A 15,821-nucleotide genomic window follows, 5' to 3' on the forward strand; every position below is an offset into this window, starting at 1 on the left:
TAAATGATCCGTTGTTCCCAAGGCGATCGTAAGTTTCACAGGTAAGGCGACAAGTCACCGTCCTGTCCCTAAATTGACCCTGCTTGCGTCTTTCGAAAAGTGGCCATTCGCGCTTGGCGTGGCCAAGATTTTCTTCCATCCCAGACTCTTTAAGAGGTGGCTCGGGAAAACTGAACAGTAGGGATAAGTGGATTTTCCGCGCAACGGCAGCATGATGCTGCAAGCGAGGAGATGACCATGACAAGACGACCGCGCCGGAATCACAGTCCGGCCTTCAAGGCCAAAGTAGCTGTAGCCGCTATCAAGGGTGAACGAACTCTGATCGAGCTGGCGCAGGACTTTGACGTCCATCCAAACCAAATCAAGCAGTGGCGTGACCAATTGCTGGAAGGCGCGACCGGGGTATTCGGCGATGCCTCGAAGGCTGATCTGGTGCCGGTGATCGACGTGAAGACGCTGCATGCCAAGATCGGAGAGCTAGCGCTGGAGAATGATTTTTTGTCCGGCGCGCTCGGCAAGGCGGGCCTGCTGCCGCGCGTAAAAAGATGATCGATCCTTCAGCAAAGCTCAGCGTCAGCCGGCAGGCCATCGTGCTAGGGATCAGCCGGGGCAGTGTCTATTACCAGCCGCGCCCGGTGTCAGTTCCTAATCTGAAACTGATGCACCGGATCGACAAGTTGCACATGGAGTTCCCCTTCGCGGGCAGCCGAATGCTGCAAGGTCTGCTGGTGCAGGAGGGGTTCAAAGTGGGCCGGTTGCACGTCGGCACGCTGATGAAGCGCATGGGGATCGAGGCACTGTATCGCAAACCGAACACCTCCAAGCCGGCACCGGGGCACAAGATCTACCCCTACCTGCTTAGGAACCTGCCTGTGACCCGGCCGAACCAAGTCTGGGCGATGGACATCACATAGATACCCATGGCGCGGGGCTTCATCTATCTGGCTGCCGTTCTGGACTGGTTCACCCGCCGCGTGCTGTCCTGGCGTGTGTCGATCACGCTGGAGGCAGACTTCTGCATTGAGGCCGTAGAGGAGGCGCTGGCCCGATACGGCAAGCCCGAGATATTTAACACGGATCAGGGCAGCCAATTTACATCAACCGAATTTATCAAAGTTCTGGCGAGCCGGGAGATCAAGATCAGCATGGATGGCAAAGGGGCGTGGCGCGACAACGTCTTCGTCGAGCGCCTGTGGCGGACCATCAAATACGAAGAGGTATATCTGCACGCCTACGACAGCGTCCCGGAAGCCCGCGCTTCCATCGGGCGCTATCTCGGCTTCTACAACACCCGACGACCTCACTCATCGCTTGACGGCAAAACGCCCGATCAGGCCTACTTCAATCAGCAACTGCCAGATGCGGTAGCGGCGTAACCAAGGCGGAAAACCACTTAAGAAACGCCCAGAAACTGTTCAGACAAACCGAACCACCTCTTTAAGACTTTCAACAAAAGTTTCTGCCGGGCCGGTTTTGCAGCCGGCTTATCGTCGACAGATATCTGTCGTTCAGTTGGCATCACAACCACCAAGGAGTGTACGATAAAACACCCAACGAAGAGCCGTGGCGAGAATATCTATCAAAGACAACAAACGCGCCACGCGCAAGCATGACTCATCAGGACCGCCAGTGCCTGTATCGTAGCCATAAAACATGCCGTTAGCGACTGTACCAAAGCTTGTTCCATCCACGACTGCGCCGTTATGGGTGACCGCGAAATTACCGCCGCTAAATTCGTTTCCGGCAATCGTCATCCCAGTCACTGAAATGTTCTCTTTGATGCCACCTGCGGTATTTGCGGTCGCAACATCAACAGACCCCGATGCAAAGTTGGCCGAGATCGTAGCCGGAACTGCATGCATTAAGCTATTAACTCAATGCTGTTTGCCACTCTGCGGGTCGATGTTGCACAAATACAGGTTGAATTCATGTCGTGAATCCATGGTGGTAGCTGGCCCACATGAGCAAACACATCGCCTACCTATAAGACGACGAACTGGGCTGACTAAAACGCGGCACTAAAGCGCCGCGGCTCACTGACAATCTGCTGCGATCCCAAGATGAACTGGGATGTCGAACTTTCTGGAAAAAGAGGTCGGTCGGCAGCGTGACCGCGGCCGGCGCTTACGACACGCGACTTTGACCGACAGGTCGCAGAGGTTCAGGTGCGCATCGCGGTCCTGAACGGCTACACCGCTCTTGGTATTCCTGTCACGAAAGCCCTGCGATAAATCCGTCTGGGAAAGGGGAAAACCGTCCTTCAACTGATTTGCGCAACAGCGTCGCCATAAATCATACCGCTTTTAGAGCCACACAAGGCACGGATGCCAGCGCGATCGAAAGAAATTTATAGCGGTCAACGATCGCCTGAAACGTCAACGATACAAGGCATCGGGTCCACCTAAATGCGACCCAAACGAAATAGTCAAAAATATGATCTGGCGGAGGCTCAGGCCGCCATTAACATGTTGCAAAAGGATGCAGCTTGTTTCATATCAAAAAAAATTCAATAAAATTAGCATGTTAATAATACGTTCTATTGCACCCTGTTGCAAGCAGATGTAGCTGGTTGCTCATTCAATGGTGGGATGGATGGTGGGATGGGAAAGCTAGCTGCTGAATTGGGTGCGCTGCACGTAAAGCGGTTGAACGTGCAAGGTATGCATACTGTAGGTGGTGTGCCGGGTTTATATCTCAACGTAACAGCGACCACCACTAAGTCATGGATACTCCGCCTTACAGTTGCTGGCAAACGGCATGAGCTCGGGCTTGGGCCTTTTCCTGAAGTATCACTTGCCGATGCCAGGCTCGAAAGCCTTCGACTGCGACAACTAGTGCGGGCGGGAGAAAACCCAGTCGCTGACCGCGTTGATGCGCGCACAGCGAAGAACATCGTAGCGAAGCCAGTCATGACGTTCAGTGCGGCCACAGATGAATATCTTTCTTCAACAAGAGCGAAGGAGTTCACTAACGCCAAGCACGCGAAACAGTGGCCATCAACTTTAACAAAGTTTGCCTTTCCGATCATTGGAAATAAGCCTGTTGACCAGATTGAGCGCGCAGACATCATGCAAATCCTCCAACCAATCTGGCTGGATAAAACCGAAACGGCGAAGCGGCTTAGAAGTCGAATTGAGAACGTGCTGGCATGGGCGACTGTGGCAGGCCATCGAACCGGGGAGAACCCAGCAAGATGGTCTGGAAATCTTCAACAGCTCCTTCCTGCTCCCTCTAAGGTAGCAAAGACGTCCCACCACCCGGCATTATCACTGAAAGACGCACCTGGTTGGTTTGAAGCTTTGAGATTGCGTGATGGCGTCTCAGCCATTGCGCTCCAGTTTTTAGCCATTACCGCGACGAGATCGGGTGAAATACGTGGGGCAGTGTGGCAAGAAATTGACCTGCCTAGCAAGGTATGGACGATCCCTGCCGACCGAATGAAGATGTCCCGAGAACATCGCATTCCACTAGGACCGGCGGCAGTAAAACTTTTGACAGAACTGCCGCGCCAAGCGGGGACTGACCTCATATTTCCGGGTCAGTCACAAAAGCAAATGTCGGACATGACCCTATCGGCTGTAATGAGAAGAATGCAGGAATCTAAAAAACAGTCAGACCGCAAAGGTTGGATCGATCCAGTATCCGGCAGAGCCGCTGTGCCGCACGGTCTAAGGTCTACATTCCGCGACTGGGTGGCAGAGAAAACTGATTTTCCATCTGATATGGCCGAAATTGCTCTCGCACATAAAGTCGGCAGTGATGTTCAGCTAGCTTACCGGCGCGGTGATATGATTGATCGGCGTAGAGCCATGATGGAAGCTTGGGAAATGTTCCTGCTATCTGAACTCCGCCGCTAGCGCCTCCGCCTGCCGGAGCATGGTTTTGATGGCGTCTTTCGCCAAGTCCGGGGGTTAGCCGTGGCGCTGCAGGATCTGCTTGACCACCACGCGCATCTTAGCTCGCACGTTTTCTGGACGCCACCAGTCTGTGCCTGAGTTGTTTCGAACGGTCTGAACCAGCTCGGTCGCGATGATCCGTCGGATTAGGCAGCAGTGCGCTGACCCTCTTGAGATCGCGCCGGAAGTCCTCGCCGACCAGTTGCGCGATGCCACCGGGCTGATCGACTGCGAGGGCGTGGGTTAGCGACCGCGCGTCCCGAGCTCGAGCCATTCTACTTTGGCAGCTAGCGACCCCGCTTCTTAGGCCACATGTCCAGCGCTTGTTCAGCCGCGATTAGCGTTTCCGCGTTGATGGTGCGTGTCAGAAGCGCGCGATAGACCGCACGAGCGCGCTTGTTGATCAGGCCCTGGTCGTCCTCTTCCACTTCGAGCTTCTGGTAGATCGACAGCAACCGGTTCTGGACAGACCGCAACGACATCGCGCGCCTTTGCGCGATGCCTTTGTCGGTCATGCCGAGTGCAAGGTCGATCAGCACGTTGTATTCCGAATCTGTCATCCCGTCGCGGGCGGTGCCGGCCCGCGCCTGAAAGCGGTGGACTTCGGGATCCACCATGATCTGCCCTTCGATCACCACGGCGCGCAGGGCCAGGTGCAGCCGAGCGGTCGAGGCCGTCTTGAGGACATACCCGTAGGCGCTGTCGTCCGGAACGATGCGCAGGATGCCCCGCAGATAGGCTTCGTCGGCGTAGTTTGTCCAGAACAAGATCCGCGTCGCAGGCTGTCTGGCCCAGATGTTCCGAGCCACCTCGACGCCGCTTTGGCCTGGCATCTGTAAATCCAGGACGACGGCGGGGTATCGCCCCCGGCACGCCTCAGTAATGCCCTTGCTGCCCGAATCTACGTGGGTCATTTCCGAAACTTCCGGCAGGGCCGAGGACACGGTGTCCAGCATGAACTGAGCGTGAAAGAGGTCGTCCTCGACGATCAGAAGTTTCATGTGGCCGTCCCTATCGAAGCACTGTCCAGCGTGATCGTCACGCAGGTGCCCGCATCCTCTATGATGTCCAACTGTGCAAGGATTAGTCTGGCCCGGGTTTCCATGTGCAACAGGCCCGACCGTCGCGCGCCGACCTGCCCGGACATGCCGATCCCGTCGTCCCGCACCACGATGCGCAGCGCACCGGCGGGCATCACGTCCATCGTGATCGTGATCCGGTCGGCCTTGGCATGACGGGCCGCGTTGTTCGCGGCCTCCTGCGTGATGCGGAACAGAGCTGTCCGCACGGTCGGGTCGATCCGGTCGATGGCCCCTCCTGTCCGGTCCTCCAGCGTCACGGCACAGGGGTCGGCTCCCACGGCCTTGATCAGATGTTCCTCGATGGCATGGGCAAAGCCGAACAGCACAAGTTGGGACGGCACGGCCTCATCAATGATCCGTCGCAGGTCGCGAATGCAGGCGGACAGGCCGTCATTCAGCGCGGCGCGGTCCAGCGGCTGATCCTCTGCGTCTACGGTGCGGAGGAGCCGCGTCAGATCGGCAAGCGTCTGGTCGTGCAGGTCCATGCCGATTCGCTGACGCTCCTGTTCCAGCGCCTGTGTCAGCCGCGACGCCCCGCGCCGCAAGCCTTCCTCCCGCGACTGCACCTGCGACCGCTCGCGGGCGTCGAGCCGCGCCCTCTCGATCAGGCGCAGGGCATGAATGTAGGGGGCCAAAACATCGGCCAGATGCTGCGCGATTTGAACGGACGTAGCGTCGAACAACCCGATCCGGCTGTGCGAGATGTTCAGCGTGCCGATCAGTTGCCCCATCACTTTCATCACCACGTGGACCCGCGACCGCAGGGCGTGGCTGAAGATCGGCTCGCTCGCGGCATCGGGAAAGGTCTGGCGCGGGTCCTCCATCGCGTTGCTGCACAGCATGTGATCCAGCTCTTTCGTGAAGAGCGCTCGCACGGGCGAATGGGCCAACTGCGTCCGGCGCCGCGACCAGCGGGTCTTGATGCCGACCTCGTAGGACACCAGCCAGCCGGGGCCGTCGGACAGGCAGATGTCGAAATGCGTGTGCGGCAAAACCTCTGATATCACCGCGGCAACGGCGGTGAGTGCGGCCTGAATCTCCGTCTCACGCGCCAGATGCGCCGAGATCCGCCATAGGATGTCGCGCGTCTGCAGGATCGCGATGGCCGGTGCGGTCTGGTCCTTCATCTTGCGTCCCCCCGCCAGCTGCGTAGTTACCCTAACCGTTCCGCGCCGCACACGCAGCCCACGTATCCGCACAAGCGATGCGGGTTCCCGCACCTTTTGTGCAGGTGACGGACTTTACAGGTCAACCGGTCACGCAGAACATGCAGCCAGGATCGTCGCCGGGAGGGCGGCACCGAAACCAGCGCCATGCCCTGATTGGCGCATCTCTGGGAGGAGACTGTCGAATGAAGACCTTGCTGCTCAGCGCGGCGGCCATTGCCATGGCTGCATCCGGTGCCCATGCCGAGACATCCGGCAAACGCATCGCCCTTTCGAACAACTACGCCGGCAACTCGTGGCGCCAGGCCATGCTGGAATCATGGGAGGCAGCCGGGTCCGCTGCCGTGGCCGACGGCACCGTCGCGGCAGCCGATGCCTTCACCACGTCTGAGAACCAGGCGACCGAACAGGCCGCGCAGATTCAGAACATGATCCTGCAGGGGTATGACGCCATCGTCGTCAACGCCGCCTCCCCGACCGCACTGAACGGCGCCATTAAGGAAGCCTGCGACGCGGGCCTGACCGTTGTGTCCTTCGACGGAATCGTGACCGAGCCCTGTGCATGGCGGATCGCCGTGGACTTTAAGGAAATGGGCCGCATGCAGGTCGAATACCTGGCCGGCCGCATTCCCGAGGGCGGCAACCTGTTGGAAATTCGCGGCCTGGCCGGAGTGTTCGTCGACGACGAGATTTCCGCCGGCATCCACCAGGGCGTCGAGGAATTCCCGAAGTTCAAGATCAGCGGGTCGGTCCACGGCGACTGGGCGCAAGACGTAGCGCAGAAGGCAGTGGCCGGCATCCTGCCGTCGCTGCCGGATGTCGTCGGTGTCGTCACGCAGGGCGGTGACGGCTATGGCGCGGCTGAGGCCTTTGCCGCCGCAGGGCGCGAAACCCCACTGATCGTGCTCGGCAACCGTCAGGACGAGATGCTGTGGTGGGCAAAGCAGCGCGACGAGAACGGTTACGAGACGATGTCCGTGTCCATCGCGCCGGGTGTTGCATCGCTGGCCTTCTGGGTCGCGCAGCAGATCCTCGACGGCGCTGACGTGCCCAAGGATCTGACCGTGCCGTTCCTGACCGTCACGCAGGATACGCTGGATGAATCGCTCGCCGCAACTCCCGAAGGATCGGTCGCCAGCACGTCCTATGAACTGACAGATGCGAAGGCCGTCATCGAAGGGGCGAAGTAAGCTCCATGACCGGTATCACGATCCCCGGTGCGCCGATTGTCGCCCTGACCGCAGTCGAAAAACGTTTCGGCCCGGTCAAGGCGCTTGATGGCGTCAGTCTGTCCATCGGCCCGGGGGAGTGCATCGGACTTGTCGGCCACAACGGGGCCGGCAAATCTACGCTGGTCAACCTGATCAACGGCGGGCTTGCCCCCTCGGCGGGAGAGGTCAGCTTTCCTGCCGAGGGCACTACTAGGGCGATTGAAGCCGGGGTGCGGTCGGTCTTTCAGGAACTGTCGCTCTGTCCGAACCTGACCGTGGCGGAAAACTTGCGCATCTCTCACAGCGACCTGAAGGGGGCCGGGTGGCGTGGACGCGCACGCGCGGAAATCGCGGCCAGCCTAGACACTGTCTTTCCTGATCACGGGATCGACGCGGACTCCGCCGTCGATCGACTAACCATCGCCGAGCGCCAAATGGTCGAAATCGCCATCGGGTTTGCCCCTCGCGGGCGCGACGCCCGGCTGGTTATCCTCGATGAGCCGACGTCCTCGCTGGATGCGGGGATCGCGGACCAGCTTCTGAGCCATATCGCCGCCTTCTGTGCCGCTGGCGGCGCGGTAGTCTTCATTTCCCATATGATGGGCGAAATCTTCAGGGTTGCCTCGACCATCGTGGTGATGAAGGACGGAAAGATCGTCGCCACGCGCCCTACGGCCGATTTCACGCGGGCATCACTGGTTGAGCAGATGGGCCATGTTGCTGCAAAAGCGGGCGAAGTCGTCACGCACCCCCCCCCCCCGACGGACGAAGCCTTGCACACCGACGAAGGACTGACAGCCATGATAGGCGAGGTTGTGGGCCTTGCGGGCCTTGCGGGGCACGGCCAGGCCGAGGCGTTGGCCCGCCTTTATTTCGACCGGACGTCCGCCTGGCGCGGGGTGAAGGTTCCGGATGTTGTCTTCGTCGCCGGAGACCGGGGCCGCGACGGCATCCTGCCGCTGTGGTCGATCCTGCGCAACGCGACTCTCTCGATCCTGTCTCAGTCCGCCCGTTGCGGCCTCGTAGACCGGCAGGCAGAGGCGCGCGTCGCCGCCGACTGGAAGACGCGGATCGGAATCCGCACCGACGACGTGCACAATCCGGTCTTGTCGCTGTCGGGCGGCAACCAGCAGAAGGTGCTCTTCGCAAGGGCCCTCGCATCCGACGCGCCAATCGTAATCATGGACGATCCGATGCGGGGCGTCGACGTCGGAACCAAACAGGACATATATGCCATGATCAAGTCCGAGGCCGCACGCGGCCGCACCTTCCTGTGGTATTCGACCGAGACCGAAGAAGTCTGCCAGTGCGACCGTGTCTTCGTCTACCGCAACGGCGCTATCTCGGCCGAGCTGACGGGCACCGACATCACCGAAGAACGCATCCTCGAAGCATCATTTGCCATGCATGAGCCGGACGCGTGATCCGCCTGTTCGCGCGGCATCGCATCCTGCTGCCGGCCGTTTCCCTGATCGTGCTGTTGGCCGCCACCTTCTATTTACAGCCCCGCGCGATGAGCTATTTCGGGGTCAACCTGCTGTTCAACCTCGCGGTCCCGATTGCGCTGGCGACCCTGGCGCAGATGATGGTCATCATGGTCAACGACATCGACCTGTCGCTGGGTGCGTTCATCAGCCTCGTGGCCTGCATCACCGCGACGTATTTGAACGATCAGCCCATCGTTGGTGTCAGCATCCTCCTCGCGCTCATCACCGCCTATGCGTTCCTCGGTGCCCTGATCCACCGGCTGGAATTGCCGGCCATCGTGGTGACGCTGGGCATGTCCTTCGTCTGGACCGGGCTGGCACTGATGATCCTGCCATCCCCGGGCGGGACTGCGCCCGCGTGGCTGCGGTCCGTCATGACGGTTAAACCGCCCCTGTTGCCAATGGCCGTTGTCGCTGCGGTGCTGATCTCGGCCCTGTCCCATGTCCTCGTCATGCGGTCGGGGATCGGGACGGTCTTGCGCGGCGTTGGCGGCAACGCAGCCTCCGTCGCACGGGCGGGCTGGCCGCTGCTGCGGCTCAAGGCGCTGGCCTACGCGCTCGCCGGATTCTTCGGCGTGCTCTCAGGCATGGCGCTGGTCGGCCTGACGACCTCGGCAGATGCCAACATCGCGCTGCGCTACACCCTGTTGTCGATCGCAGGCGTCATCCTGGGGGGTGGAGAATTCGTCGGTGGCCGGGTCAGCGCCGTCGGCGCGGTGATCGGTGCCCTGACCCTCGCCCTCGCGGCCTCGTTCCTGACGTTCCTCAGGCTCAGCCCGGACTGGCAAATCGGTGCCCAAGGCGCTATCCTAATCCTCGTGCTGACCGCACGGCTGATCTTCACCCGCCGCGACCGGAGCACAGGATGATGACGATGGTGAAAACTCTAATTGGGCGGCCTTGGATCTGGTCCTGGATCGCGGCCGCCGCCTCCTTCGCCCTCATCATGGGTCTAACCCAGGGCCGCGGTGCGGGCGAGTTGGCCTACGCCGCCCTGTCCTTCGGTGCCTTCACGGCCATCGTGGGGCTGGGGCAGATGATGGTAATCACGCTGGGACCGGGCAACGTCGACTTGTCCATTCCTGCTACAATGACACTTGCCGGCACTGTGGCACTGAAGGGGATGGGGTCAGATCCGGGCACCGCTCTCTTGGGCATGGCCATCGCAGTCGGTGTCGGCTGCGGCGCAGGGCTCGCGAACTTCGCGCTGATCTACCTGCTGCGCCTGCCGCCAATCATCGCCACGCTGGCCGCCTCGCTGATCTATCAGTCGCTGGCGATTTGGTCGAACCGTGGGCTTCGGATCAAGCCGCCGGCCGGGCTGGCGGACTTTGCAACGGGGCGAACCATCGGCATTCCCAACGTGGCCCTGATCGGTCTTGTGCTGTCGGTTGTCGTCTGGATCGTTCTGGAACGCAGTGTCTTCGGGCGCTGGCTGCTGGGGTCCGGTCAGAACCTGCGCGCCGCGCGCCTTGCAGGGATCCCGACAGAGCTCGTGCGTGCCGTGACCTACACGACTGTCGCGGTCCTGGCCGCGGTCGCGGGCTACTTGTTGGCCAGCTTTTCCGGAGGGGCCTCTCTGAACATGGGGCAGGAATATCTGCTCAGCTCGATCGCGGTCGTCGTGATCGGTGGCACTTCGATCGCGGGCGGCAACTCAAATGTGCCGGGCATCTGGGGGGCGTCGCTCTTTCTGTTCCTTGTTGTGTCGATGCTCAATTCCTACGGCTTCGGGGCCGGTGTGCGCCTGTTGCTGACGGGCCTCATCATCATCGGCATCGTCATCGCCGCCAGCACCAGAAGGGTTCGCGCATGATCGCCCTTCCGCCTCACCTGCTGGTCCACGACGATCGGTTTCTGGACCTCGTCCATCCCATGTCGCGCCTAGACCGGATCACAAGCGGCCTAACATGGGCCGAAGGGCCAGTCTGGTTCGGAGATCACGCCTGCCTGCTGTTCTCTGATATCCCGTCGCAACGCATCCTGCGATGGAGCCCGGAGGGTGGCGTGTCGATCTTTCGCACGCGGTCCGGGTTCAACAACGGCAACACGCGCGACCGTCAGGGCCGTCTAGTGAGCTGCCGCCACGGGACGCGGGACGTCGTGCGGACGGAACATGACGGGGCGCTGACGGTGCTGGCGCGTGACCACGAAGGTGCCCGGCTCAATTCCCCCAACGACGTCGTTGTGTCGTCGGACGGTGCTATCTGGTTCACCGATCCGACCTACGGCATCATCTCGAACTTCGAAGGCTACCGCGCCCCGGCCGAACTGGCGGCCCGCCATGTCTTCCGCATTGACCCGGAAAGCGGTGCCGTCGCGCCCGTCGTCTCCGACTTCGCGCAGCCCAACGGGCTGGCCTTCTCCGCGGATGAAACCCGGCTCTACATTGCGGAAAGCGGGTCGAGTCACGATGCGTCCGTGCCCAGCGTCATCCGCCAGTTCGACGTCGCAGGGGCGACGCTGCGGGACGCCGGAATCTTTGCCACGCTCGACTGTGGTCTGCCAGACGGGCTGCGCGTCGATCTGGATGGCAACGTCTGGTCGTCGGCGGGGGACGGGGTGCATTGCTTCGCGCCCGACGGCACGCTGCTGGGCAAGATCTTGGTGCCCGAGATCGTCGCAAACGTCTGCTTCGGCGGTGAGAATGGCCGTTCCCTCTTCATCACGGCGACGACATCGGTCTATCGGATCTTCGTCGATGCCGAAGGCGCAGAGCCCTGGACTCGGTCGCGCGCGATCTGATGCGACCCACGCGACGGTGCCGCAACCGTCACCGGTCGGCGACAACATCCTGCCGTTGCCGGGCCAGACTCACGATGCCGAGTTCCACCACGTCGCCCGGCTTCAGATAGCGCCGCGGTTTCCTCCTCATGTCGACGCCCGGCGGCGTGCCGGTCGAAATGATGTCGCCGGTATGGAGCGTGATGAACCGAGACAGGTAGCTGGTCACGCGGGCGGCGCTGCATACCATAATTTGGATCGATACGTCCTGCATCGTCGCGCCATTCACGATCAGCCACAGCGACAGGTCCTTGGCGATCGGCGACCTCATCCCGCGTCACCAGCCAAGGATCCATTTTGTCGAAGCTTTCGTAGTTTTCTCCCTGGTCCACTGACCCACACCGCGACGCACGCAAGTGGCAGGGCGATAATTGCCCGAACGTTAGGCGGTGCCACGCTTAAAATCTGCATGGATGGGTAGAATTGTTCACCCCGTCATCGCGGCACCCCGAGGCATCCCCATCAGTATGGGCACCCCTTCTAGGACATCGTTACAGATGTAGAGCCATTCCTCCATCAATTAGTTGCTACGGTGTCCCGCACACCAATTACCGAAGTGATGGGGCGGAGCGAGATGTCAGGCGCGCGGTGACTCAGGATCAGCCTGCTCCCTCCTTCAGCAGTAGCTGCAACTCTTGCGTCAGCTTGAAAGTCACGGGTGGCAACCGACCACCCGTAATCGCGCGCACCATCATGACCCCTTCCCATTCTGCATCCGTCAGAGGACGGCGGTCGGGAAGTTTGAACGTCCCATCACCATGCTCTGTCATTTCGAGAATATCCCCCGGAGTGCGGCGCGCGAGCGGCTCGTGAGGGACGGGTCGCTGCGACCAGAGGACTTTCGTAGCTCCTCCAACCAGATCACTTCGTTTCGTGTGACGACAGTGCCGAAGATGTCCGCAATCGCGGTTTACTCGGTCTCGTAGCCCTGCTGCTGGAATGCGAGTAGGAAAAGGCGCTTTGGGTCACAGTCGAGCGCCTTCGCCAGTGCCAGCACACGATCGAGCGGCAGTTTGGTCGCGCCGGACTTCAACATAGAAAGCACGTTGGCGTTCACAAAGCCCGCCTCGCCCGCGATGTCGATTTGCGACTTCGGCCGCAACTCCAACACGCGCTTGGCGATGAAGGCTGCAAGGTCGGTATCAGCGAATGGTCGTTTCATTAGTCATTTTACCATAAAATCACGCAGCTCATTGCTACACTATCGTTATAGCGAGCAGCGTCATGGGTCTTGTTGGGACTTACGTGCGGCAGTGCCAAATCGTCAGCGGTGACAGGCAGCGCCCGTTACGCTTGATGATGCTCTGTCAACGCAAAAATCAGACTGATCAGGGCGAAAAGAATCGTGATGCGCTGACACTTCCTTAAGGCTCAAGCAGCAGCGAGCGATCCATACGCATGCCCATACGTGCCAGGGCCACTGGCAGCACGCCTACAGTGCAAAGTCGATGCAATGACTCACTGGTGGTTAGCGGGCAACCGACATCGAATCCTAGGGGCCGCCCGAGAGTCGCTGGTGGCCCGCCCGACGCGGCGGCGCGATACGTGGGTGCTGCTGGTATCTTTTCGACGTCAACCATATCGCTCGACCGTCTGTGCGAACGTGTCTTTGGAGACGCCGGAAAGACCGAACCGCAGTGCCAATTGCCGCGAAATTTCCACCAGCTGTTCTTGCCGCCACGTTGCTGCAGCAGCGCGATCTTCGTCGTGATCGCTTGGTGTCGTCGTTGTGCGACATTCCGCGACCAACCCAGATGTGCCAGAACAAGCAACAACCCGGACTGCAAAGCCAGAGACGGACACCGGCTATGTTGCAGAGACCAAGGGCTACGCCCCCGTCTCCCCAGCGTGTGCAACAGATCCCCACGACCGACCCAGATACGCTTCAACGCCTGCGCGCATCGATCATGTCGGCCATCACGCAGAGCAATTCAAACATCATTGTCGCCCCGACTAATGCGGTCATTCCACCGACGTCGAACGGCGGTGCCACCTCAACCACATCGGCCCCGACGATATTGACGCCTGCCAGAAGGCGCAGCATTTCTTGCGCCTCGCGGGTGGTAAAGCCACCAATTTCCGGCGTGCCGGTGCCGGGGGCCATCGAAGGGTCGATACTGTCGACATCAAAGGTCACATAAGTTGCACTATCACCTACTATGGAGCGAGCCTCCTCCATTACGCTGGCAGCGCCGCGTTGAACAAACTCTTCCATGTAGATGACACGGATCCCCTGTTCGCGGGCCCAGTCGTGTTCGGTCGGATCATAGACTGACCCGCGTATGCCGATCTGAACCATCCGGTTGGGGTCGATCAGCCTTTCTTCGATACCACGCCGGAATGGTGTGCCATGCGTATAAGGATTGTCGCCGAAATAGCTGTCGTTGGTGTCTGAATGAGCGTCGAAATGGATCAAGCCCACTGGACCGCCAGCCGCGACGGCCCGCAGCACTGGGAGCGTTGTCAGGTGATCTCCGCCGACCGACAACGGGATTGCACCAGTCGCCACAATGTCAGCCATGCCGCGTTGAATTAGCGCGAGCCCGTCGGTCAGGTTAATCGGGTTGATCTGAAGGTCACCCACATCCGCTACATTCGCGACCGAAAACGGGACTACTCCGGAGACGTGATGCGCGCGGCGCATCAGGCTGGACATGCTGCGCACCTCACGCGGGCCGTGACGCGCACCGGCACGGTTAGTGGTGCCGCCATCCCAGGGAATGCCGATCAACGCGATATCGAGGCCTTGCGCGCTAGCCACCGCTGGCAGCCGCATGAACGTCGCGTGCCCGGCAAAGCGTGGGACAAGTGACGCGTCGACGGGTTGGTGAAAATCGGTCATGCCTTGGGTCCTTTTTCAAATTCGCTTTTGAAGGTGAGTAGTGCATCAGTGCTGGCACACAACTTTTTCTCACCTGTTTTAGGTCTGGTTGTCAGCCTTTGCTGATCCCAACAACCATCAGGTGTGCAGAAGTGGGATATGAAACCAAGTGCGATCTGCTGTGGTCTGGCCACTTCGACCATATGGAGCCACAGGATCTGTCATGACGTCAAATTCGCCTTGCATGTTCCGGCGTGACACTCGGGCGGTAGAAGAGGCATCGAGCCGGGACATTCACCGTGTGATGGCGATCATCCCCTCACGGCGTTGACCACACATAGGCCACGTATCCGGTCAACACGACGAAACCCATTCCGCGACCGATAACGTGGCGTGTCAAAAGCACCGCAGTCAAGACCAACGAGGCCGCAATCATGATTAGCAGATCGAACGTCAGGAACCTGTCGGCAACAGGCACAGGCTTGATCAGCGCCGTCACGCCCAGAATGCCCAGCACGCTGAAGATGTTTGACCCGACGATATTGCCGATAGCGATTCCCGACTAACGCCGGAAAGCCGCAATGATGGATGTGGCAAGTTCAGGAATGGACGTGTCCACCGCCACGATTGTCAGGCCGATGAACGCCTCGGACACGCCAAAGCCGCAGGCAATAGACACCGAGCCAACGACCAGAAACCGGGCCCCGAACATCAAGACGAGTATGGAGGACGGAACAGACGTGTCAGTGTCGTCATCACCGGCCTCGCCGGGTTGCAGGTAGGTAGCAAGCCAGGGCGAGGACCAGCAAGCCGCCCGGCAGTCGACCGATCTCGCCCGTTGCAAATATCGGCACCAAGGCGATCGCCGCAGCGACCATGACAAACGTATCGCGCCGGAGCGTCGCGCCAGAGACTCGGATCGGCCAGACCAGACTCGTTAGACCGACGATCAACAGAATGTTGGCAATATTCGATCCGACAATATTGCCAACCGCGATGTCTGGCACACCGCGCAACGCGGCCTGAACCGAGACAAGTAGCTATGGGGTCGAAGTCCCGACCCCCACTACGGTCAGGCCGATAAGCATTGGCGGCATCGCCATGCGCCGGGCAATCCCGACGCTGCGGCGCACCAGCGCCTCGCCACCGAAAAACAGGCCGATCAGTCCGGCCACAACATAGATGTAATCCAACGAAACAACCCTCGCAGGCAGTTCGTCCGCCCACGCCGAAATAGGCGTGACAATCGCGTGACCCAAGAGCATTTGCGAACGATTTTTTTCCACATGGTAATGCAAGCCCCCGATCCGCCGGGCTGCCAATTTCCGAAAAAAAGGCGCTATACTCCGAGTCCTGCGGAAGCCGAATTTGGTG

The 15,821-nt window shown here is 60.2% G+C and carries 13 protein-coding genes and 5 pseudogenes; 9 read left to right on the top strand and 9 right to left on the bottom strand.

Annotated features, from left to right (window positions below; translation table 11 throughout):
• Positions 1 to 237 precede the first annotated feature (237 nt).
• Positions 238 to 1,376: pseudogene (locus tag KBW81_RS10375) on the top strand (IS3 family transposase).
• A gap of 132 nt (positions 1,377 to 1,508) precedes the next feature.
• Here the strand turns inward: KBW81_RS10375 and KBW81_RS10380 are convergent.
• A complete protein-coding gene (locus KBW81_RS10380) occupies positions 1,509 to 1,862 on the bottom strand; it encodes a hypothetical protein (RefSeq protein ID WP_254247116.1) in 354 nt (117 codons plus the stop codon).
• A gap of 108 nt (positions 1,863 to 1,970) precedes the next feature.
• On the opposite strand from KBW81_RS10380, the pseudogene KBW81_RS10385 reads away from it, so the two are divergent.
• The 3 genes and pseudogenes from KBW81_RS10385 to KBW81_RS10395 form a co-directional block, all read left to right on the top strand.
• Positions 1,971 to 2,099 (top strand): annotated as a pseudogene (locus tag KBW81_RS10385) (IS5/IS1182 family transposase); the annotation flags it as partial.
• 24 nt (positions 2,100 to 2,123) lie between these two features.
• Positions 2,124 to 2,231 (top strand): annotated as a pseudogene (locus tag KBW81_RS10390) (IS5/IS1182 family transposase); the annotation flags it as partial.
• A gap of 369 nt (positions 2,232 to 2,600) precedes the next feature.
• The gene (locus KBW81_RS10395) at positions 2,601 to 3,857 is read left to right on the top strand and encodes a tyrosine-type recombinase/integrase (protein ID WP_254247117.1); all 1,257 of its coding nucleotides are present in this window, start codon (positions 2,601 to 2,603) and stop codon (positions 3,855 to 3,857) included.
• Positions 3,858 to 3,911: 54 nt separating this feature from the next.
• Here KBW81_RS10395 and KBW81_RS18790 read toward each other — a convergent pair whose 3' ends face one another.
• The 3 genes from KBW81_RS18790 to KBW81_RS10405 all read right to left on the bottom strand — a co-directional run bounded on the left by KBW81_RS18790 (position 3,912) and on the right by KBW81_RS10405 (position 6,105).
• On the bottom strand, positions 3,912 to 4,112 hold the full coding sequence (locus KBW81_RS18790) for a type I restriction enzyme endonuclease domain-containing protein (protein WP_367305282.1): 201 nt from the start codon (positions 4,110 to 4,112) through the stop codon (positions 3,912 to 3,914).
• A 71-nt stretch (positions 4,113 to 4,183) separates the two neighbouring features.
• The gene (locus KBW81_RS10400; protein WP_254247118.1) at positions 4,184 to 4,897 is read right to left on the bottom strand and encodes a response regulator; all 714 of its coding nucleotides are present in this window, start codon (positions 4,895 to 4,897) and stop codon (positions 4,184 to 4,186) included.
• Positions 4,894 to 6,105, bottom strand: a complete 1,212-nt coding sequence (locus KBW81_RS10405) for a GAF domain-containing sensor histidine kinase (protein WP_254247119.1) — start codon at positions 6,103 to 6,105, stop codon at positions 4,894 to 4,896. The genes KBW81_RS10400 and KBW81_RS10405 overlap by 4 nt, the downstream gene beginning before the upstream one ends.
• Positions 6,106 to 6,329: 224 nt before the next feature.
• Here KBW81_RS10405 and KBW81_RS10410 point away from each other — a divergent pair, with 224 nt between their 5' ends.
• From KBW81_RS10410 to KBW81_RS10430, 5 genes are read left to right on the top strand one after another with little or no spacing between them, the layout of a single operon-like run.
• Positions 6,330 to 7,334: an ABC transporter substrate-binding protein gene (locus tag KBW81_RS10410; protein WP_254247120.1), complete on the top strand. Its 1,005-nt coding sequence runs from the start codon at positions 6,330 to 6,332 to the stop codon at positions 7,332 to 7,334.
• A gap of 5 nt (positions 7,335 to 7,339) precedes the next feature.
• Positions 7,340 to 8,779, top strand: coding sequence for a sugar ABC transporter ATP-binding protein (locus KBW81_RS10415; protein WP_254247121.1), 1,440 nt, complete (start codon positions 7,340 to 7,342; stop codon positions 8,777 to 8,779).
• On the top strand, positions 8,776 to 9,711 hold the full coding sequence (locus KBW81_RS10420; RefSeq protein ID WP_254247122.1) for an ABC transporter permease: 936 nt from the start codon (positions 8,776 to 8,778) through the stop codon (positions 9,709 to 9,711). The genes KBW81_RS10415 and KBW81_RS10420 overlap by 4 nt, the downstream gene beginning before the upstream one ends.
• A gap of 5 nt (positions 9,712 to 9,716) precedes the next feature.
• Positions 9,717 to 10,658: an ABC transporter permease gene (locus tag KBW81_RS10425; protein WP_254247123.1), complete on the top strand. Its 942-nt coding sequence runs from the start codon at positions 9,717 to 9,719 to the stop codon at positions 10,656 to 10,658.
• Entirely contained in the window at positions 10,655 to 11,587 is a 933-nt protein-coding gene (locus tag KBW81_RS10430; protein WP_254247124.1) for an SMP-30/gluconolactonase/LRE family protein, read from the top strand. The genes KBW81_RS10425 and KBW81_RS10430 overlap by 4 nt, the downstream gene beginning before the upstream one ends.
• 28 nt (positions 11,588 to 11,615) lie before the next feature.
• Here the strand turns inward: KBW81_RS10430 and KBW81_RS10435 are convergent, their stop codons facing one another.
• The 5 genes and pseudogenes from KBW81_RS10435 to KBW81_RS18795 all read right to left on the bottom strand — a co-directional run bounded on the left by KBW81_RS10435 (position 11,616) and on the right by KBW81_RS18795 (position 15,712).
• Positions 11,616 to 11,897 carry a fumarylacetoacetate hydrolase family protein gene (locus KBW81_RS10435; RefSeq protein ID WP_254247125.1) on the bottom strand — a complete coding sequence of 94 codons (282 nt, stop codon included), beginning with the start codon at positions 11,895 to 11,897 and terminating at the stop codon, positions 11,616 to 11,618.
• Positions 11,898 to 12,536: 639 nt separating this feature from the next.
• Positions 12,537 to 12,788, bottom strand: a complete 252-nt coding sequence (locus KBW81_RS10440) for a helix-turn-helix domain-containing protein (protein WP_254247126.1) — start codon at positions 12,786 to 12,788, stop codon at positions 12,537 to 12,539.
• A gap of 723 nt (positions 12,789 to 13,511) precedes the next feature.
• The gene (gene speB / locus KBW81_RS10445; RefSeq protein WP_254247127.1) at positions 13,512 to 14,468 is read right to left on the bottom strand and encodes an agmatinase; all 957 of its coding nucleotides are present in this window, start codon (positions 14,466 to 14,468) and stop codon (positions 13,512 to 13,514) included.
• Between the two features lie 298 nt (positions 14,469 to 14,766).
• Positions 14,767 to 15,159, bottom strand: a pseudogene (locus tag KBW81_RS10450) (sodium:calcium antiporter).
• A 43-nt stretch (positions 15,160 to 15,202) separates the two neighbouring features.
• A pseudogene (locus tag KBW81_RS18795) lies at positions 15,203 to 15,712 on the bottom strand (sodium:calcium antiporter).
• Between the last annotated feature and the right edge of the window lie 109 nt (positions 15,713 to 15,821).

Origin of the sequence: Loktanella salsilacus, from assembly GCF_024206795.1 — a bacterium.
Classification (GTDB): Bacteria; Pseudomonadota; Alphaproteobacteria; order Rhodobacterales; family Rhodobacteraceae; genus Loktanella; species Loktanella salsilacus.